Origin of the sequence: Thalassotalea sp. ND16A, from assembly GCF_000764205.1 — a bacterium.
Taxonomy (GTDB): domain Bacteria; phylum Pseudomonadota; class Gammaproteobacteria; order Enterobacterales; family Alteromonadaceae; genus Thalassotalea_A.
On the sequence record NZ_JQDZ01000043.1, the window covers coordinates 1 to 18,425 of the forward strand.

Here is an 18,425-nt window from a genome sequence, read left to right on the forward strand (position 1 = left end):
AAATCCGGCTCCGTTAGTGAAGGCTGATATATACCAAGTTGATTAAATATCTGCTCATTTTTAATGGTTAAAACGAATAACTACTGCGTTATAAAATTTATAAGTAGAATAACTACTTACTAAATTTTATGCCTTGTATTTATCCGTTTTTCCTCATGAAAAAGTAGATCACATACTTAATCAAATTGGTATTGTTGGTGAAAACCGCTGTCTAGCAAAAAGAGCGCATATATCATCAGTTAAATACTCATGATATATACGCTCTTCTTGTGACATAAAACTATTTTGTGACTTTAATGCGCTCTATTAAATCAGCCGGTTTTTCCGTCCCTTTGGCAACAAAGTCCAGTTGCACCAATTGATTTTTCACGCCATGAGTCGAGCTTTGGTATTGCCATTGTCGCAAGGCGATTTTTGCGGCATTGTCAAAAACTTTCTTTGGTTCGGCATTAATCACTATTACATGTTCTACTTTACCTGCAGAGGAAATATCAAACTGCAACACTACTGAGCCATTTAAGTTTTGCTCAACCGCTGCACTTGGATACACTGGCTCAACTCGCGTAATTGGGGCAACGTGTTCGGCTTTGCTGCTGCTCGGCTCGTGGGCTACCGCCATGCCACCTAATAAACTTGCAATCAATGCCACTGCGGCAACTTTGACTAAAGGCTTGTTGTGTTGTTGTTGTTTAATAAAGTTTAATCGTTTTAACATAGTTTGTTTCTCTGTGTAGTGGGTATGGGTGTAAAGTTGGTTGTTACTATTTTCGATACTTAATAGCATGGCTTTACCGTATTGAATTTTGTCTTTGGTATTTTTATTGGCTAATACATTCTCATCACACGATACTTCCTGCAATCGTCTAAAACTTTTATAACCTAACCAAATTAAAGGGTTAAACCAAAAAAGACTGATAAGTAACAGGGCTATGAGATTGCACAGTGTATCTTTTCGTTGAAAGTGACAAACTTCATGTTCAATAATCATGGCCAATTGCCTGGCGCTATATAATTGTTGAAAATTTTGTGGAAGGATAAGTTTCTGGCCAACTAGCCCCACTAATAATGGACTTGCCACTTTGTCACTCTGATAAATTTTTAATGCCGACGGCAGCTGTATTTGTGCTTGCAGGTTATTCACCGCTTGCAGTGAATTGGCCAGCGAGAGTTGGTAGTGAGAATACAGACATAACATTATCACTACGCCGCAACCTAGCAGCCATATTGCCAGCCAGCTAACGCTGCTTTCGATCATTGTGCTGCCATTACTAAGGGCAACAATGTACTGGCTGATTTCCGTATTGAGTTGCGGTTTAACCGCTTCTGGAATGTTGCCAATAATCAGGGCTAACGGAATTGCAGCAAAAAGTGCATAACAAAATTTTGCCCCAACGAAGGGGATCAGTTTGCGCTCAGCAACAATCAACAACAACAGTAATATTGAGATGGTGAGTTGCTGATCAATTAGCCAATCAACCATTATCTTGCTCCCACTGGGCGATCACTTTTTTAAGATCGTCAATATCGCCTTTCGATAGCTTCTCAGTTTTGGCAAAACCGGCAACTAGCGGGGCAATTTTGCCACCAAAAAAACGCTCTATCAGGCTGCTGCCTTCTTTGTAGGTGTAAGTTTCTCTTTCAAGCAATGGTGAATACAAATAATGGCGTTGTTGTTTTTCAAAACTGATCGCGCCTTTTTTTACCATCCGGTTTAATAAGGTTTTAACGGTTTTATCATGCCAGGTTTTCGCCTCGTTTAAGCGGGCGATGATTTCACTCGCACTGGCCGGGTGGTTTTGCCAGAGTGCTTCTAATACTTCAAATTCTGCTTTGCTTATTTCAATCACTTTTCAATCAACTCATTAACGATTACATTTGTAATTACAATAAGATTACACATGTAATCATTAAGGGCAAGTTAAATTTTAGATCTAAGTGATTATTTAAAGCTGACGAATTTTGAAATCACTCATCGTTTTTCAATATTCGAGGAGATGTAAGCATGGGCAATTGCTAATTTCATCAGTAAACAAGGTTAATAAATAACCTCGATTGATCATTTATTAACCTAGATCAAAGGTGGAAATGGCAATGGCGATAGAATCAATTTGAGTTTTGACAATTTTTGAACTTATAGGAATTGAACTGAATGCTATCCCAGATTATCTGAACGATAGCCTCGCAATTGTCATGACATTTTTGCCAAAGCAGAAGCGGATGTTGCGAAAGTGAAATATAACCTATACAGGAGTCGAACTTTGTCCATGTCGCTATATTTGTATTTACGCAAGCGACTGTTAAAAAAACAAATTAGCTTATTAGATCAAGGGTTCGCCACCGCTGCAGTCATTTGTTATTACTGGTATCGTATTCCGTCTCTTCTTGGTGTTGGGCTATACCCCAATGATGGCGTGCTGATAGATCTTTCGGCACACCTGCCTATCTGGTTTGCGCTGTTATCGAAGTGTTTAACGGCAATATTCTTTGTTTGGTTTATGTTGATAAGAGCAAGAAATAAAGCAAAACAAAGTTGGAATATACGGCCAGAATACTCAGTTAAAGTGACAAGGGTCTGTTGATCTTTGCGGTACAAATTTTGTTCAAACAGGCGAGCTTTGAACAAGGCATGGCGATAGAAGTTTGGTTGTTCCAAATGATTGAGCCATAACGCGGAGCAAAGCTCGCCTGTTTGAACCCGAAGGGCAGCGTTTAGGCATCATTTTTGCGGCGTTTCTGCTTTTTTTATGTGGATCACCACACGACAAAAAGCGATGCCTTGCTAAAATGATGCCTAAACGCTGCAAAAATGCACAGAAAAGATCAACAGACCCTAATATTAACTGCTAAGTCGCTGTTTTGCTTATCAACAACCTGACATTAAGGGTTGAATGTCAGGTTGTTGGCCAAAAGCATGGCAAAAACTTAATATAATTGCTATTCGCTACTTGGCTTTTCTTTGCCGGGATGAATGCTGCCACATTTTTTACACGTTCTGGCCTCCATATTATTGTGAAAAACGTCATAGACTTTTGGCAAATCTTCAACGATGGACAGAATTTTAGCTTCTACGTGATAAACCTCATTATGACAGTTTGGACAATGCCACTGTAAACGGTCGAGTTCACCTTCTGGTCTCGCCGGTTCTACTACTAGGCCTAAGCTGTCGGCATCGGGTCGTTGTGGTGAGTGCAGGGTGCCGGCAGGTAAGAGTAATACTTCGCCTTCTTTAATGTGGATCTCACATGGCTCACCGTTTTCGTCAAACGAGTTCAGATAGCAATCGCCTTTCAATTGATAAAAAAATTCTTCTACTGGATTGCAATGATAGTCCATGCGCACATTTGGGCCGCCTACCATCATCACCATCATCTCGGCATCTTTGAAAATTAGTTCATTATTTACCGGAGGTCGCTTTAACATGTGCTCGTTGTCTTTGATCCATTTGGGTAAATTCAATGCTTTTGGCATGGCCATAATCTTCTCCTAAAACTCACTATAATCGTTAAAATTCAAACAAGGTTAATTGTTCGTACGCAACTACTATAGAAAGCTTTAGGCGAATAAAGTTTGATCTGGATCAATATTGCATTAACTGAAATATTATGGTTTTGGTCTTTGTTATACTGTTTTTGTTATGTCTTGTTGGTGGCAAAATTGCAGTTAACAGCAGTAAATGAACCGGCACTCGAGATAATTATTAACGCAAATTTAACATTTATTAATGTAGGTCAAAGTAAGCACATGTCAGGCCGTTAAAATGACGTTACTAACACTTGAACGCATAGGAATTAAAGATGAACGCTATCCCAGATTATATGACAGATAAACATCGTCATTGTGATGATATTTTTGCCGAGGCAGAAGCGGAAGTTGCTAAAAGTAACTGGGCCCTGGCCGAACAAAAGTGGCAATTGTTTGTTGCTGAACTTGAACTGCATCTGCAAGCGGAAGAAACCATTTTATTTCCGGAGTTTGAGCAGGCAACAGGCATGACCTCGGGTCCTACGCAAGTGATGCGCATGGAACATGAGCAGATGCGTGGTCTGGTGCAATCGTTAAACACATCTTTATCCGAGCAAAACAGCGAAGACTTTCTGGGTTTTTCAGAAACCCTAATGGTGTTAATGCAACAACATAATATGAAAGAAGAAATGATGCTTTACCCGATGTGTCAGCAAAATATAAATGACACTGAACAACTGACTGCGCAACTAAAACAGCATTGTGATTAATGTTGAATAGGTAACATTAATGCAGCAAGTTGATTTAAATGTGAGTGAGCTGGAACCACCAGAGCCAATGACCAAAGTTTTAACGGCATTGGCGCAATTGCAACCCTGGCAGTATTTAAAGGTGTTTCATCGGCGTGAACCATTTCCTCTATATGAAAAACTGGCGCAAGCGGGTTGGGCATATCAGTGCCAACGTATCAAAGAAAACCAATTCAATATTTATATCTATCGGCAGACAGATCACGATAAGTTTAGGCAACAGCTAAGTCAGCACTTAAACCAGAAATACTCGGATTTATAATGAACCTGAGCGGCCTTAACTTTTCGTCTCTGCCGGCAATTAGTATTGTCTATCGCTTTTTTATCTGTGCAGTGCTGTTTGCCTTGGTTGCTGCATTTTTGCTGGCATTTTCAGGGCCTGAGGTGTGGCAAAGCCGCTGGCACCCGCATATGCTGGCGATCACCCATTGTTTTACCCTCGGCTTTATTACTACCGTAATGATGGGGGCAATGTTACAAATACTGCCGGTGATTGGCGGGATCGGCATACCGAAAGTTAAGTTAGTTGCCAACACCTTTCTCGTGCTGCATGTCGTTGGTACGGCTTGTTTAATCGCTGGATTTATCTCACCCCTTGCGACATTAAAAGTCGCGGCAATGATCTTTCTGGCGATGGGCTTTGGTGTTTATCTGATTGCCCTGGGCTGGGTGTTGGCGAAAAAATTAAGTCAGGGCAGCAGCATCTTTGCCATTCGCTTTGCCGTGTTGGCGTTGCTAGTCACCTTAGTCTTGGGCTTATTGATGTTGGCGAGAAACTTAGGCTGGCAGATCATCCCGTTTGATAAATTTATTACCGATCTGCATGCCATTTGGGGCATCGCCGGTTGGATTGGCTTGTTGCTCATTGCGGTCAGCTTTCAAATTATTCCGATGTTTCATGTCGCGCCGGAATTTAATGCCAGCATTCGCCGCTATTTGCCCATGCTTATTCTCGGCCTGTTGCTGGTGCTGTTCTTCGGCCAAGCACAAGTGCAGATATTGGTGTTATTGCTGTTGCTATCAAATAGCATTTTTATTGGTTATTTATGTTATTTACTGAGCTTACGCAAACGCAAAATCCCCGATGCTACGGTTAATTTCTGGCGTCTGTCTACGCTGGCGATGATAAGTGTATTTGTGCTTTATTGTCTGGGAGAGAATCTATTATCGGTAGCTGGAATGGAAAACCAAACCCTGCTACTGACGGCGCTGGTGATCTATCTCTATGTGGTTTCTATCATGCTCGGCATGTTATTAAAAATTATGCCGTTTTTATCTTATACCCACTTACAGCAACGCTGTTTACTCGATTTTTCACTGATGCCATTACTGCCTAACATGCACCAATTCTTACCGAAAAAGCACGGCAATATGCTGTTTTATCTGCATTTACTCTCAGCTCTAGCGCTATTGCTTACCCTGGTTTTCAATCAATTCTATCTGCTCTTGGCACTAACTCTTGGGCTGGAGTTTTTCTGGTTACTGACCTTGCTGGTGCGCTGCAAACGTTTGTACAACGCCACCTTAAAGCAAATCGAAAACCGTTAATCAACTTGGCATTAAATTACCTGCACCCTGCTATTGGCAAGTTTGTCGCTCACGATCACCTGGCACGCCAATCGCGACTTTGAATTCGAGTTTTTCAGTTTTTCTAACACTTGTTCTTCACCAAAATACTTGGTTGAGGTTAACGCCAAATCTTCTCTAGAAAACTCCACCAGGCAAGTGCCACAACTACAGCAGCCATTGCAAATGGCTGGTATGCCAGTGATGTTGTTTTCCATGGCCGCCACCATTAAGCTCAGGCCATTTTCCGCTTCTACGGTTTTGTGCTTGCCATTGGCTTCAATGAAAGTGATTTTAGTCATGGTTTTTTCCTTCATATTGATGATATTAACTTAGCGGCACTATTAGTCGCGGTGACTAAAGCCAGTACCGTCAGGAGAATTTTTAATAACGGCATAAAATGCTGATTCGATATTTTATTACGTAACTTGCTGCCCAATATGGAGCCTAAGGTAGCGCCACAAATGCAAGCCAGGATTAATGGCCAGTAAGGGGAAAACTGAAAACCAATCAAGGTATACACCAAGACCTTATTCAAATTTGTTATGCCCATCAACAGCGATGCGGTGGCAATAATTTCATCTTTGTTGTCCAGCTTTTTATAAAGCAAAGTTACCGTTATTGGTCCTGGTGCACCAACCAATAAACCAAAACCTGCTTGCAACGCACCAACTACATAAAAGCTTTCCAATTTACTCAACCATCTGTCTATGGCTTTTACCCACAGGCTGATTAATAAATAGCCGGAAATAAACAACGGCAAGTACTGACTGGAGATATTGAGCAAGAAGGTGCTAAACAGCGCGGTGCCAACAAACGCACCCAGGATAAATTGCCTTACCAATGGCCAGTGAATCGCAGCAAAACACAAGGCTAGTCGGGATGAGTTACTGGCCAACTGGGCAATGCCATGCACCGGAATGATCGCGGCTGCCGGCACAAAAAATGGCAAAATAAGCACTAAAATCATGCCACCACCCATGGCACAAATACCGGCTAGGGTAGAAGTGAGTAGGGTGATAACAAATAGGCCTAATTCATTGAGCATTAGTCATTGACCATAAGTTACTGAGCCGAATCAGTTTTCCATTAAAGTGTTTTATAAGTTTGCGTGCCAACCCAGCCACGCTCTGAAATATCAACCATGATATTTTCCGGGCCATTCATTTTGTACTCGGCGTTATCTTTCGCCGGGTTTTTCCCTAGGCCCTGGGCCAGATTTACATCGTGTCTTGGCTGATAGCCATTTGACTGGAAATCGCCAACCATAGCTTCAATGTCATCACACTGGAAGCCGATGTGATGCAAACCGACATACCCTTGTGGAAACTCTTTACCGGCTGCAGGACCATTCTTAAAGTTTAAAATGGCCAGGTTAATATTACCGTCGGTTACGTAATAACCATTGGCATTACGACTGGCAACCACACCGGCAACGGACCAGCCCAATACGTTGATGAAAAAGTCGCGGCTTTTGTCTGGATCGGCAGATGCCATGGCCAAATGCTTTAGTTTAATTGGTTCTGCTGGTTTACTTATGGTTTGGCTATTGCTTTCGTTTGACATAATTTGTGTCCTTAATTTCTAAATTTGTTACTTACGCCGAGTAATAACTTTGCCTCAGCGTGAGGGTTAATGGTTGTTAACTGCCAACTCGTATTGGCGCTGCTATTGAACGCAATGCGGTAATTACACTTAATGCGGTAATTCGGCCGGTTCCGGGGTTCTCTATCGTCGGTACGTTTTCAATGGTTAATGAAAAACTGGCACTGTCGGCGTCAACGTCGATGTAATGAGTGTTGCGTGTTTTTGTTGGGTCGGCCCAAATTTCTAATTGCGTTTCATCGGCACCCACACCGGCTAAGCCTAGTGCGGCAGCAACATTTACATTTGATGGAAATTTTTCGGCACCTTCGCGGGCACTGCCTTTAAACACTTGCAAAGGCTCGCTCAGGTTGGAAATATCAATGTTATTTTCGATGATAAATTTTGCTTTGGTTAACGATGTTGGTGGCTTACGAGTCACCATTTTTACCGAGTGAATGGTACTTTCGGCTGCGGCTCTTACGGCATCAAGCCCAAGCAGGGCACCGGTTGCCAAAATAATTTGACCACCATTGGCTTTTGCTGTTTCGACAATTCCCGGGTGTTGTAAAATTGCCGCGCCACTAACCGTGACTAAAATTTTACCCTGTTTCAGCGTTGGCTCGGCAACACTCATAAATGCAGTGGTTGGGGCACATTCAACAATAACATCAACCAGATCGACTAATTGATCAGCAGCGACAACCGCCACTGATTTAGCATAGCCATTTAAATTAGACTTTGCTTTGTCAAGGTTACCAGAGGTCACTGCCGTTAATTCTAAGCCGTCCATGCCATCGTTTAAGGCTTGACCAACTACCTGGCCAATGGTGCCAAAACCGGCGATGCCTACTTTTAATGTTCTGTTCATAATGGTTTCAATCTTATTTGTTCTATTAATATCACATTCCATACATGTATATAAAATGACTTGTTTGTATACATAGTGAAGTGGCGGACCAAGAGATAATCACAGAGGTTATCCTTGGTCCTGGGAGTTTACTTACTGTTCGGCTTTTCTAACCGGCAATTCTGGGTACTTGCCCATCCTCAAGATGAGAATACAGGCGATGATCATTATGCCTGACATTGACCAGAGCACTTCGGTATAACGGCCGGTAACATCATAGGCGATACCCATAATTAGTGGTCCGATACTGGCACCGAGTTTAAAACCTGAGTAGCCGTAACCGTATATAGCACCAAAGCTGCGCGGGCCAAAATAGCGACTGGTAAAATATGCCATAACATCAAATTCAGCACCAATGGCGATACCGATCAAGCCAGTACACACAGCTGCTGCCGGGCCAGTGGCACCCATAGCAAATAATGCCAGACCAATGACCGGACCAAACATGAAAAACACGACCACAAATGGGGCAAAAAACTTATCCATTAAATAGCCGGCAAGTAAACGGCCGCCAACAATCGACATACCTAAATAAGCAAAAGTTCCTACCGCTTCTTTTAACGTTAAGCCCTGATCCATCATCATCGGCACCAAATGCACCAGTACCGTTGACGTGGTTAAACCGGTGATTAAAAAGGATGCGAACATTAACCAGAAGGTTTTTTGTTTTAATGCTTCTTTTGCGCTATATCCAACTTTTTCGCCGGAGTTAGCTACTGTTTCACTATTTTCTTTCGCTTCATTACTAACGCCATCTGCGTTTAAACCAAGATCTTGTGGCTGTTCTTTAAAGACAAAACGTACGATCGGTAATACCAATACCAAAATTAACACACCGATGGCGACATAGGCTTCGCGCCAGGTGTATAAATCAATAAAATAAGAGGCGATTAGTGGCACTATCGTTGTGCCGACACCAACGCCAGCAAGACCGATACCTAAGGCTAAGCCACGTTTTTTATCAAACCAACTAACCAAGATTCTCGAATAGGTTAATGGCGCTGTACCCGCACCCATCACTGGAATTAAGATACACATCGCGTACAAGTGCCAAATTGACGGGGTCAGCAAAGACATCGATGCCATGGTGAAGGCAAAAGCGATGGTCGAAGGTACCATGATTTTCTTGACACCATATTTATCCACCAGGCTGCCGACGTAAGGGAAGAAGATAATGGCAGTAATGCCGATAACCGTAGCGCCCATCGATATTTGGCCCCGGCTCCAGCCAAAGCTGCTCTCAAATTCTTTAATAAACGTACCAAATGACATGGCAATTACACTATAGCCAAATGACAGGCCAACGATAGTGCCTAACACTATCCACCAACCATAAAAAATCGATTTGTTTTGCATTGTTGTTTCTATCTCTTCTGTTGCTGGTGTTTCTAAAGTTTCACTGGACATGCTCACCTCGTTATTTGTCTGGATGCAAATTAAACTAATTGTATACATGGTAGCTGTCAAGTATCTATTTTGTCGTTAACTATAATTTAACTGAGATAGCCTTTTGTCGTTTTATTCACTAATTTTACCGTTCGTTGGCTCTTTAAAGTCGCCACTTAGCGTTAATGTTACCCCGATTAAAATCTAGAAATTTTAGTAAATGCCAATGAAAATGCCTGTTGCCGGACGGTCGTGGAATTTTAACTAACCCGCTATGTAGGCGACTAACGTTGCTGTTTTTTTCTTTAGCATACCGTAAAAACTGGCCGTGATAAAACCCATTGGCTATAACTTTTTGGTTATAGGTGAGGTGTTAAATATTATTTTTATATTATGGCGTGGTTACGTAAAGTGAACTCATTCGCAAAAACTGTCCAAGAGAGCATTGAATGAATACCACTATACCCCATGCCGGTTCTATTTTAAAAAACTACGTTGCCGGCGAGTTTACAGCCAGTGATAAGCTGTTTGAAAATATTAACCCGGTAGACGGTAGCATTATTAATCATGTTGCTGAAGCTGATTCTGCCTTGGTAGATACCGCGGTGAAGTCGGCTCATGCGGCACTGCATGGTCCTTGGGGCAAGATGACTATGGATGAGCGTTGTGCCTTGTTACATAAAGTGGCCGATGGCATTGAAGCACGCTTTGATGAATTTGTTGCTGCTGAAATGGCCGATACCGGTAAATCATTATTTCAGGCACGCACCATTGATATCCCCAGAGGGGCGGCAAACTTTCGCATCTTTGCCGACATGGTCAAATCTCAATCAAGCGATTGTTTTCATACCGATACTCCAGATGGTAAGGGGGCATTAAATTACGCGGTAAATAAACCGCTTGGTGTGGTTGCCGTTATCGCGCCGTGGAATTTACCATTATTACTGATGACCTGGAAACTCGCCCCTGCTATGGCCGCCGGCAATACCATTATTGCCAAGCCATCCGAAGAAACTCCGGCCACAGCGACTTTGTTAGCCGAAGTGATGCATGACGCCGGTATTCCTGGCGGTGTATTTAACTTGGTGCATGGCTTTGGGTATCAATCGGCCGGTGAATTTTTAACAACGCACCCTGGCGTCGATGCAGTGACGTTCACTGGCGAATCGAGTACCGGTTCCGCCATTATGAAAGCCAGTGCCGATGGCGTAAAAGCATTATCGTTTGAACTGGGTGGCAAAAATGCCGGCATTATTTTTGACGATTGTGATTTCGATGAAGCGGTAGCCGGTACGGCTCGCTCTGTGTTTACCAATGGCGGACAAGTCTGTTTATGTACCGAGCGCCTTTATGTACAACGCGCAATATTCGATAAGTTTGTTGCCGCCCTTAAAGACAAAGCCGAGGCGATAAAAATCGGCTGGCCGTTAGATGAAGACACGGATATGGGGCCGGTAATTTCTCATAAGCATCGCGACAAAGTACTGTCCTATTTTGACAGCGCAAAAGTTGACGGCGCCACGGTAGTTACTGGTGGTGGCTATCCCGTGTTTAACGATGTTCGTGATAATGGTGCCTTTGTTCAACCGACGATATTTACCGGTTTGAGTGAAGACAGCAAGATTGTCAAAGAAGAGGTATTTGGACCGGTTTGCCACATTACCCCATTTGACGATGAAGATGAAGCCATCGCCATGGCCAACGATAGCAAATATGGCCTGGCAGCAACCGTGTGGACCACAAACTTACAACGAGCCCACCGAGTTGCCCAACAAATGGACGTGGGTATCTGTTGGGTCAATGCCTGGTACTTACGCGATTTGCGCACCCCATTTGGTGGCATGAAATTATCTGGTGTTGGCCGCGAAGGCGGAGTTCATTCACTGAACTTCTATTCAGAGCCAACCAACATTTGCATCAAGCTTTAAGCCGATAGCAAATAATTACCGTAACCAATACCGAAACAAATATTTTATTTCTGTTTTCAGAATTAGCAAAAAAATTAGTCATTATTAGGAATTAGCGATGAGTCAACCAACAGCTAGTACAAGTCTCGCAGTAAACGAGAATGTCATTAAAGCCGCGCTGCAAATACGCACCGCGCATCAACAAGGACAACCTTGTGAGCCCGTTCGCGATTTACTGCCGGCGCAATGTTTAGCCTCGGCGTATGCAGTACAGCAACTCAATACCGAGTATTTTCAACAACAAGGTCGTCGCGCCGTTGGCGTAAAAGCTGGATTGACTTCTAAAACCGTACAAAGCCAATTGGGGGTCAATCAACCCGACTTTGGCGTGCTATATGCCGATATGTTTATTGGTGATGGCGAAACCGTTGCCTTAGATGCAGTCATGCAACCGAAAGCCGAAGCGGAAATTGCGCTGGTTCTAAAACACGATATTACCGTAAACGAGCCAACTGTGGTCGATATTATCAACGCCACCGCCTATGCCTTACCGGCGATCGAAATTGTCGGCAGTCGTATTGCCAATTGGGATATCAATATTGTCGATACCATCGCCGATAATGCTTCATCTGGCTTGTTTGTACTAGGCAGTAAACCGGTAGATCTAAAAGACATCGATTTGCGCCTCTGCGGCATGGTGATGGAACGTCGTGGTGAGCAAGTTTCAACTGGCGCTGGCCTGGCGTGTTTAGGCAACCCGTTAAACGCGGCAGTGTGGTTAGCCAAAACCTTCGTGCAAAACGGCTCGCCATTAAAAGCTGGCGATATTATTTTAACCGGGGCTTTAGGTCCTATGGTACAAGTTGCTCCCGGTGATGTGGTAGAAACGCGAATTTCCGGTTTGGGCTCGGTCACTGTGGCATTTTCCCCCAGTCATACAAGCAGTACTGAAACGAATAACTCTGAGGAGCAAGCATAATGGCACGTTCTCAAACTAAAACTACTTCACCTAAAACCAAGGTGGCGATCATCGGTTCCGGCAACATTGGCACCGATCTAATGATTAAAATCTTACGCACTTCAAACACGCTGGAAATGGCGGCTATGGTAGGTATTGATGAAAATTCAGATGGCCTGGCACGAGCGAAAAAATTTGGCGTGGCGACTACCCATGAAGGTATTGAAGGATTAGTTAATTTGGCCGAGTTTGACGACATTAAAATTGTCTTTGATGCAACGTCTGCCTACGCTCACCAGCATCACAATGAAATATTACAACGTCATAACAAGCAAGTGATCGACTTAACGCCAGCAGCGATTGGTCCATACACCGTACCTGTGGTGAACCTTGAGCAAATCCTGCAACAAAGCCCGGAGCAAGCCAATGTCAATATGGTAACTTGCGGCGGTCAGGCAACTATCCCTATGGTGGCCGCTATCAGTAAACTGGCCAAGGTCCATTATGCTGAAATCGTCGCATCCATTGCTTCAAAATCGGCCGGTCCTGGTACTCGTGCCAATATTGATGAGTTTACTCAAACCACCTCTCGTGCCATTGAGCAAGTGGGCGGTGCCGCCAAAGGCAAGGCGATTATTATTATGAATCCGGCGGAGCCGCCAATGATGATGCGGGACACTGTCCTGGTATTAAGTGAATTACCAGAACAAGCCGGTACCAGCGAAGCTGAAATTCAGGCATCAATTGAAGAAATGGCCGCCAAGGTTCAGTCATACGTACCAGGCTATCGATTAAAACAGCAAGTGCAGTTTGAACGTTTTGAGGCTGATGCACCATTGCACATTCCGGGCTACGGGGATTTTGTTGGCCTTAAATCGGCAGTTTTCCTGGAAGTCGAAGGCGCAGCCCATTATTTGCCAGCGTACGCCGGTAACCTGGACATCATGACCTCTGCCGCCCTTGGCACCGCAGAAAAAATTGCCGACATCAAGTTTAGCAAAGCGGATGTTGCCCCATTAGCGGCTGGCACCCCAGCGTAAGGAATTATTATGAGCAAGTTAACTAATTCATCATCAGAAACTGCAATTGCAGCGGCAACAGATGCCAAAAAATTATACATCCAGGATGTTACATTGCGCGATGGCATGCATGCCATTCGTCACATGTACTCCATCGATCATGTTCAAGCGATCGCCAAGGCCATAGACAAAGCCGGTGTCGATGCCATTGAAGTCGCTCATGGCGATGGACTGGGCGGCGCAAGTTTTAACTATGGCTTTGGCGCTCACACCGATAAAGAATGGATAGAAGCCGTGAGCGACGTGATTGAACACACCAAATTAACCACGTTGATTTTGCCCGGAATTGCGGTCAAAGAAGATTTAAAGTGGGCCTGGGACTCTGGCGTACGTTCGGTACGTATTGCCACCCATTGTACCGAAGCCGATGTTGCCAAACAGCACATTGAATATGCGCGCGAACTGGGCATGGACACTTGTGGCTTTTTAATGATGTCGCACATGAGCTCACCGGAAAAGCTGGCTCAGCAAGCCAAGTTAATGGAATCGTACGGCGCCCAATGTGTGTATATCACCGATTCCGGCGGCGCGATGAATATGGACGATATTGCCGCCAGAGCAAAAGCCTACAAAGCAATATTAAAACCAGAAACTGAATTAGGCATTCATGCCCATCATAATTTATCGCTTGGTGTGGCTAATTCCATCGTTGCTGCGCAACATGGCGTTACTCGTATCGATGCCTCATTGGCAGGCATGGGAGCCGGTGCCGGTAATGCACCGTTAGAAGTATTCATTGCTGCGGCATCTCGCCTTGGCTGGGATCATGGCACTGATTTATACACGTTAATGGATGCTGCTGACGATCTGGTTCGTCCGTTGCAAGACCGGCCGGTACAAGTAGACAGAGAAACATTATCACTAGGTTATGCCGGCGTGTACTCAAGCTTCTTACGTCATGCCGAAAAGGCAGCGGCTACTTACGGTTTAGATACCCGCGAGATTTTAGTTGAGCTCGGCGATCGTAAAATGGTCGGTGGCCAGGAAGATATGATCGTTGATGTGGCACTGGATTTGTTGCGTAAAAAACAACTAGATAAACAAGCACACACTAACCACAGTATTTCGCAACGAGCCTAGGGGCTGTTGATCTTTGCGGTACAAATCAGACCCTAATAAAGAGAACTAAACCATGAGCAATTTAAAACTTTCAAACCATAGCGTTGATGAAAAAATCAGTGTGTTAGCCAAACAGGTAGACGATGCGGCGTTTCACGCGCGAGCAATAATGCAATTATCGGAACAAGGCTATCCGTTATCTTTGGCCGAAGCATACCATGTGCAAGACCAATCTCTTGGTCGTCGTCTGGCGCGAGGAGAGCAACAAGTAGGCATTAAAATGGGCTTTACCAGCCGCGCCAAAATGATCCAAATGGGGGTCGATGACATGATTTGGGGCCCATTAACCGATGAAATGTTTATTGAAGAGGGCGGCGAAGTTGCTCTTGATAAGTTTATCCACCCAAGAGTCGAGCCTGAGATCGCCTTTTTATTGAAAAAGCCCTTATCGGGTAACGTTACCCTGGCCGAAGTCATGGCTGCGGTGGAAGCGGTGGCACCAGCATTAGAAGTTATTGATTCACGTTACAACAACTTTAAGTTTTCGCTGGAAGATGTTGTTGCCGATAACTGTTCTTCGTCGGGCTTTACCATCGGTGCCTGGCAACAAGCCGGGCTGGATTTGTCAAACCTTGGCATGGTGATGGAATTTGACGGCAAAGCAGTGCAAATAGGTTCGAGTGCCGCAATTTTAGGCAACCCTTACCGTTCGCTTGCTGCCGCCGCAAGAGTTGCCGGTGAAGCTGGCAAGGTATTACCTGCAGGCTCTATTGTATTAGCCGGGGCAGCAACTGCTGCACAAGCACTGACACCGGGTGTTCATGTGAAATTGCATTGTGAAAAATTAGGCGTTGCCGAATTTAGCGTTGTTTAACTTATCAAAGATTAAAATCAAAGAGTTTAATTTAGCGGTTAAATCTCCGTTTACAAAAAAAGGTAAAACCATGACTAACAATACAGCAAGCAGCGATTGCCAGGTGATCAAAGGCAAAGCGAAACCGCGAGGCCGTTTTCCCCATTACAAACGCGCTGGCGACTTCATCTATGTTTCCGGTACCAGCTCACGCTTACCCGATAACAGTTTTGTTGGCGTTGAAGTGGACGAAATGGGCGCCACCAACTTATCAATCAAAGCCCAAACCCGCGCGGTTATCGATAACATCAGTGATATCTTGCAACAGGCCGGTGCGGACTTATCCAATGTGGTCGAAGTGAGCAGTTACTTAGTGAACATCAACGATTTTGCCGGTTACAACCAGGTATATGGCGAGTACTTTGATGAGTCGGGTCCGGCCCGTACCACAGTGGCGGTACACCAGTTACCACACCCGCATTTATTAATTGAAATTAAAGTCGTGGCCTATAAACCACTGTAGCTTTGGGAGAGCAAGATGAGTAACGAATTAATCGACAATGTCAGCAGCTTAGCCGGCTTTAATTTTCAACAATGGATCAAAGATCATCAGCATTTATTAAAGCCACCAGTGAACAATAAACTGGTCTGGGAAGATGCCGATTTGATGGTCACCGTGGTTGGCGGTCCCAATGAACGTTATGACTATCATGTTGATCCGGTAGAAGAATTTTTTTACCAAATGAAAGGTAATGCTTATCTGAAAGTGATGACCAAAAATGGCCCGGAAGAAGTGCATTTAAAAGAAGGTGATATTTTCTTATTGCCACCGTTTGTCCGCCATTCTCCACAACGTCCGGAAGAGGGCAGTATTTGTCTGGTGATTGAACCGAAACGTCCACCGGGGGAAAAAGATGCGTTTGAATGGTATTGCCAGGAATGTCATCACCTGGTGCATAGAGCCGAGATGGTATTAAAAAATATCTCAAAAGATTTACAACCTGTGTTTAAAGCATTTGCCAGCGATGAGTCGCTGCGTACCTGCCCGAGCTGTGCGGCAATTCACCCGGCGTAATAGCAACACAAGAAACACACATAAATTTACACTGCATAAAACATAGGAAGTATCATGAGTATAGTAGACATGCACACCCACTTTTTGCCGAAACAATGGCCAGATCTCGCCAATAAATTTGGCGGAGGCGAATGGCCCTGGATGCGCCATACCGAGCCAGGTAAGGCGATGTTAATGCTTGGCGATAAAGATTTTCGTCCGGTATACGAAGCTTGCTGGAATCCGGCGGTACGCATAGAAGAAATGGACCGTGACGGTATTGATATTCAAGTGATGTGTGCCACACCGCTATTGTTTGCCTATGCAAAAAAAGCGGAAGAGGCGCACGAGTGTGCGAAGATATTTAACGATTTAGCGTTAGATATCTGTAGCCACGATAACAATCGCTTAAAAGCCCTGGCGCAAGTGCCATTGCAAGATATTGATAAGTCATGTGAAGAAGTGTCTCGCGCCGCCAAAAACGGCCATGTAGGCGTGCAAATTGGCAACCACGTCGGTGATAAAAACCTGGATGATGAAGGCTTAGTAACGTTTTTACAACACTGTGCCAGTGAGAATATTTCTGTACTTGTTCACCCTTGGGATATGCTAGGTGGCGACAGAATGCCGAAATATATGCTGCAATGGTTGGTGGCAATGCCCGCAGAAACTCAGTTATCGATTTTATCGCTTATTTTATCGGGTGCATTCGAGCGTATTTCCAAAGACTTGAAATTATGTTTTGCCCATGGCGGCGGCAGTTTTGCTTTCCAGCTAGGACGAGTAGACAATGCCTGGCGTCATCGCGACATCGTTCGCCAAGATTGTCCCAATCTGCCTTCGTCTTACACTGACCGTTTCTTTGTTGATTCTGCCGTGTTCTCTGACGAGTCATTGCAATTACTGACGAATGTTATGGGCGAAGACAGAGTATTACTTGGCTCGGATTCACCATTCCCGTTGGGCGAGCAACGTGTTGGTACTTTAGTCAGAGAAAACAAAGTATTAAGCGATAGTGCCAAACGAAAAATAATGGGCTTAAATGCGATGGAGTTCTTTAACCTTTAAGCTCCAGAGTGGCTAAAAGAGTATGTTATAGTACTCGCCTTAACCTTCATTGAGACAGGAATTAGAACGTAGTGAACAGTATTAAAGTTGCTGGTAAATCAGTAACACCATCAAAACTAGTTTGTATTGGTCGAAATTACGTCGACCATATCCATGAGTTGGGCAATGAAATCCCTGATGATATGGTGGTATTTATTAAGCCCAATTCGGCGATAAGCAATGAACTAAATTCTTACCATCAAGAACCATTACATTTTGAAGGTGAATTGTGTTTTGTTTATCAAGCAGGCAAGTTTAGCGCCGTTGGTTTTGGCCTGGATTTAACCAAACGTGGCTTACAATCAACATTAAAAGCCAAGGGCTTGCCGTGGGAGCGGGCGAAAGCGTTTACCGGCTCTGCCGTGTTTTCCGACTTTGTCGCCATTGACCGCATTGATGCGTCATTGTCTTTAGAGCTCAGTATTGACGGAGATGTCGCCCAATCTGGCGGTGTTGAGTTAATGATGTATAAACCCGATGACATTCTCAACGAATTGCAAACCTTTATCGAATTGGAAGATGGCGATGTAGTCATGACAGGTACGCCGAAAGGGGTTGGGGTTATTCAACCTGGAGCTACATTTGCCGCGAAAGTGATAGCTGGCAATGAACAACTGTTAGCCCATAGTTGGCAGGCGAAATAGCCGCACTGAATCATCAAGAAGGTGTTTACCTTCTTGATGATAAATGA

21 protein-coding genes are annotated in these 18,425 nt (G+C 44.2%); 13 read left to right on the forward strand and 8 right to left on the reverse strand.

The annotated features are described in order from the left end of the window. Positions 1-280: 280 nt before the first annotated feature. Positions 281-1,480: a M56 family metallopeptidase gene (locus ND16A_RS11805; RefSeq protein ID WP_033077099.1), complete on the reverse strand. Its 1,200-nt coding sequence runs from the start codon at positions 1,478-1,480 to the stop codon at positions 281-283. Next, on the reverse strand, positions 1,473-1,847 hold the full coding sequence (locus ND16A_RS11800; protein WP_033077100.1) for a BlaI/MecI/CopY family transcriptional regulator: 375 nt from the start codon (positions 1,845-1,847) through the stop codon (positions 1,473-1,475). Before ND16A_RS11800 ends, ND16A_RS11805 begins: the two co-directional genes overlap by 8 nt. Before the next feature lie 417 nt (positions 1,848-2,264). Here ND16A_RS11800 and ND16A_RS11795 point away from each other — a divergent pair, with 417 nt between their 5' ends. Beyond that, positions 2,265-2,579 carry a hypothetical protein gene (locus ND16A_RS11795; RefSeq protein ID WP_033077101.1) on the forward strand — a complete coding sequence of 105 codons (315 nt, stop codon included), beginning with the start codon at positions 2,265-2,267 and terminating at the stop codon, positions 2,577-2,579. Between the two features lie 355 nt (positions 2,580-2,934). Here the strand turns inward: ND16A_RS11795 and ND16A_RS11790 are convergent, their stop codons facing one another. Then, a complete protein-coding gene (locus ND16A_RS11790) occupies positions 2,935-3,474 on the reverse strand; it encodes a 3-hydroxyanthranilate 3,4-dioxygenase (RefSeq protein WP_033077102.1) in 540 nt (179 codons plus the stop codon). 320 nt (positions 3,475-3,794) lie between these two features. Here ND16A_RS11790 and ND16A_RS11785 point away from each other — a divergent pair, with 320 nt between their 5' ends. From ND16A_RS11785 to ND16A_RS11775, 3 genes are read left to right on the forward strand one after another with little or no spacing between them, the layout of a single operon-like run. Next, entirely contained in the window at positions 3,795-4,232 is a 438-nt protein-coding gene (locus tag ND16A_RS11785) for a hemerythrin domain-containing protein (protein WP_033077104.1), read from the forward strand. Positions 4,233-4,251: 19 nt separating this feature from the next. Next, the gene (locus ND16A_RS11780; protein ID WP_033077105.1) at positions 4,252-4,533 is read left to right on the forward strand and encodes a DUF2249 domain-containing protein; all 282 of its coding nucleotides are present in this window, start codon (positions 4,252-4,254) and stop codon (positions 4,531-4,533) included. Continuing rightward, positions 4,533-5,819 (forward strand): hypothetical protein, encoded by a 1,287-nt coding sequence (locus tag ND16A_RS11775; protein ID WP_033077106.1) that lies wholly within the window; start codon positions 4,533-4,535, stop codon positions 5,817-5,819. Before ND16A_RS11780 ends, ND16A_RS11775 begins: the two co-directional genes overlap by 1 nt. Positions 5,820-5,830: 11 nt before the next feature. On the opposite strand, the gene ND16A_RS11770 is transcribed toward ND16A_RS11775, so the two are convergent. The 5 genes from ND16A_RS11770 to ND16A_RS11750 form a co-directional block, all read right to left on the reverse strand. Continuing rightward, positions 5,831-6,139, reverse strand: coding sequence for a 2Fe-2S iron-sulfur cluster-binding protein (locus tag ND16A_RS11770; RefSeq protein ID WP_033077107.1), 309 nt, complete (start codon positions 6,137-6,139; stop codon positions 5,831-5,833). Between the two features lie 11 nt (positions 6,140-6,150). Further along, positions 6,151-6,885, reverse strand: a complete 735-nt coding sequence (locus ND16A_RS11765) for a sulfite exporter TauE/SafE family protein (RefSeq protein ID WP_033077108.1) — start codon at positions 6,883-6,885, stop codon at positions 6,151-6,153. Positions 6,886-6,926: 41 nt separating this feature from the next. Continuing rightward, positions 6,927-7,403, reverse strand: coding sequence for a VOC family protein (locus ND16A_RS11760; protein WP_052072983.1), 477 nt, complete (start codon positions 7,401-7,403; stop codon positions 6,927-6,929). 76 nt (positions 7,404-7,479) lie between these two features. Further along, positions 7,480-8,292: an aspartate dehydrogenase gene (locus tag ND16A_RS11755; protein WP_033077148.1), complete on the reverse strand. Its 813-nt coding sequence runs from the start codon at positions 8,290-8,292 to the stop codon at positions 7,480-7,482. A 132-nt stretch (positions 8,293-8,424) separates the two neighbouring features. Further along, positions 8,425-9,738, reverse strand: coding sequence for an MFS transporter (locus tag ND16A_RS11750; protein ID WP_033077109.1), 1,314 nt, complete (start codon positions 9,736-9,738; stop codon positions 8,425-8,427). A 428-nt stretch (positions 9,739-10,166) separates the two neighbouring features. Here ND16A_RS11750 and ND16A_RS11745 point away from each other — a divergent pair, with 428 nt between their 5' ends. From ND16A_RS11745 to ND16A_RS11705, 9 genes are all read left to right on the forward strand, one after another. Further along, the gene (locus ND16A_RS11745) at positions 10,167-11,645 is read left to right on the forward strand and encodes a 2-hydroxymuconic semialdehyde dehydrogenase (RefSeq protein ID WP_033077110.1); all 1,479 of its coding nucleotides are present in this window, start codon (positions 10,167-10,169) and stop codon (positions 11,643-11,645) included. A gap of 97 nt (positions 11,646-11,742) precedes the next feature. Next, positions 11,743-12,603, forward strand: coding sequence for a 2-keto-4-pentenoate hydratase (locus tag ND16A_RS11740; protein ID WP_052072984.1), 861 nt, complete (start codon positions 11,743-11,745; stop codon positions 12,601-12,603). Then, positions 12,603-13,622 carry an acetaldehyde dehydrogenase (acetylating) gene (locus ND16A_RS11735; protein WP_052072985.1) on the forward strand — a complete coding sequence of 340 codons (1,020 nt, stop codon included), beginning with the start codon at positions 12,603-12,605 and terminating at the stop codon, positions 13,620-13,622. Before ND16A_RS11740 ends, ND16A_RS11735 begins: the two co-directional genes overlap by 1 nt. A 9-nt stretch (positions 13,623-13,631) precedes the next feature. Beyond that, positions 13,632-14,741, forward strand: coding sequence for a 4-hydroxy-2-oxovalerate aldolase (gene dmpG / locus ND16A_RS11730; RefSeq protein WP_052072986.1), 1,110 nt, complete (start codon positions 13,632-13,634; stop codon positions 14,739-14,741). Between the two features lie 52 nt (positions 14,742-14,793). Further along, a complete protein-coding gene (locus ND16A_RS11725) occupies positions 14,794-15,594 on the forward strand; it encodes a 2-keto-4-pentenoate hydratase (protein WP_052072987.1) in 801 nt (266 codons plus the stop codon). A gap of 70 nt (positions 15,595-15,664) precedes the next feature. Continuing rightward, positions 15,665-16,096 (forward strand): RidA family protein, encoded by a 432-nt coding sequence (locus ND16A_RS11720; protein ID WP_033077153.1) that lies wholly within the window; start codon positions 15,665-15,667, stop codon positions 16,094-16,096. 15 nt (positions 16,097-16,111) lie between these two features. Then, positions 16,112-16,648, forward strand: a complete 537-nt coding sequence (locus tag ND16A_RS11715; protein WP_052072988.1) for a 3-hydroxyanthranilate 3,4-dioxygenase — start codon at positions 16,112-16,114, stop codon at positions 16,646-16,648. Between the two features lie 54 nt (positions 16,649-16,702). Beyond that, positions 16,703-17,695, forward strand: coding sequence for an amidohydrolase family protein (locus ND16A_RS11710; RefSeq protein WP_033077111.1), 993 nt, complete (start codon positions 16,703-16,705; stop codon positions 17,693-17,695). A gap of 71 nt (positions 17,696-17,766) precedes the next feature. Next, a complete protein-coding gene (locus tag ND16A_RS11705) occupies positions 17,767-18,378 on the forward strand; it encodes a fumarylacetoacetate hydrolase family protein (protein WP_033077112.1) in 612 nt (203 codons plus the stop codon). Positions 18,379-18,425: the final 47 nt, after the last annotated feature.

Bases quoted from the DNA above. Each gene is read 5' to 3' on its own strand.
- ND16A_RS11735 (WP_052072985.1), top strand. From the start codon at position 12,603: ATGGCACGTTCTCAAACTAAAACTACTTCACCTAAAACCAAGGTGGCG.
- ND16A_RS11785 (WP_033077104.1), top strand. From the start codon at position 3,795: ATGAACGCTATCCCAGATTATATGACAGATAAACATCGTCATTGTGAT.
- ND16A_RS11740 (WP_052072984.1), top strand. From the start codon at position 11,743: ATGAGTCAACCAACAGCTAGTACAAGTCTCGCAGTAAACGAGAATGTC.
- ND16A_RS11720 (WP_033077153.1), top strand. From the start codon at position 15,665: ATGACTAACAATACAGCAAGCAGCGATTGCCAGGTGATCAAAGGCAAA.
- ND16A_RS11790 (WP_033077102.1), bottom strand. From the start codon at position 3,474: ATGGCCATGCCAAAAGCATTGAATTTACCCAAATGGATCAAAGACAAC.
- ND16A_RS11805 (WP_033077099.1), bottom strand. From the start codon at position 1,480: ATGGTTGATTGGCTAATTGATCAGCAACTCACCATCTCAATATTACTG.
- ND16A_RS11765 (WP_033077108.1), bottom strand. From the start codon at position 6,885: ATGCTCAATGAATTAGGCCTATTTGTTATCACCCTACTCACTTCTACC.
- ND16A_RS11715 (WP_052072988.1), top strand. From the start codon at position 16,112: ATGAGTAACGAATTAATCGACAATGTCAGCAGCTTAGCCGGCTTTAAT.
- ND16A_RS11745 (WP_033077110.1), top strand. From the start codon at position 10,167: ATGAATACCACTATACCCCATGCCGGTTCTATTTTAAAAAACTACGTT.
- ND16A_RS11780 (WP_033077105.1), top strand. From the start codon at position 4,252: ATGCAGCAAGTTGATTTAAATGTGAGTGAGCTGGAACCACCAGAGCCA.
- ND16A_RS11725 (WP_052072987.1), top strand. From the start codon at position 14,794: ATGAGCAATTTAAAACTTTCAAACCATAGCGTTGATGAAAAAATCAGT.
- ND16A_RS11795 (WP_033077101.1), top strand. From the start codon at position 2,265: ATGTCGCTATATTTGTATTTACGCAAGCGACTGTTAAAAAAACAAATT.
- ND16A_RS11775 (WP_033077106.1), top strand. From the start codon at position 4,533: ATGAACCTGAGCGGCCTTAACTTTTCGTCTCTGCCGGCAATTAGTATT.
- ND16A_RS11760 (WP_052072983.1), bottom strand. From the start codon at position 7,403: ATGTCAAACGAAAGCAATAGCCAAACCATAAGTAAACCAGCAGAACCA.
- ND16A_RS11755 (WP_033077148.1), bottom strand. From the start codon at position 8,292: ATGAACAGAACATTAAAAGTAGGCATCGCCGGTTTTGGCACCATTGGC.
- ND16A_RS11750 (WP_033077109.1), bottom strand. From the start codon at position 9,738: ATGTCCAGTGAAACTTTAGAAACACCAGCAACAGAAGAGATAGAAACA.
- ND16A_RS11770 (WP_033077107.1), bottom strand. From the start codon at position 6,139: ATGACTAAAATCACTTTCATTGAAGCCAATGGCAAGCACAAAACCGTA.
- dmpG (WP_052072986.1), top strand. From the start codon at position 13,632: ATGAGCAAGTTAACTAATTCATCATCAGAAACTGCAATTGCAGCGGCA.
- ND16A_RS11710 (WP_033077111.1), top strand. From the start codon at position 16,703: ATGAGTATAGTAGACATGCACACCCACTTTTTGCCGAAACAATGGCCA.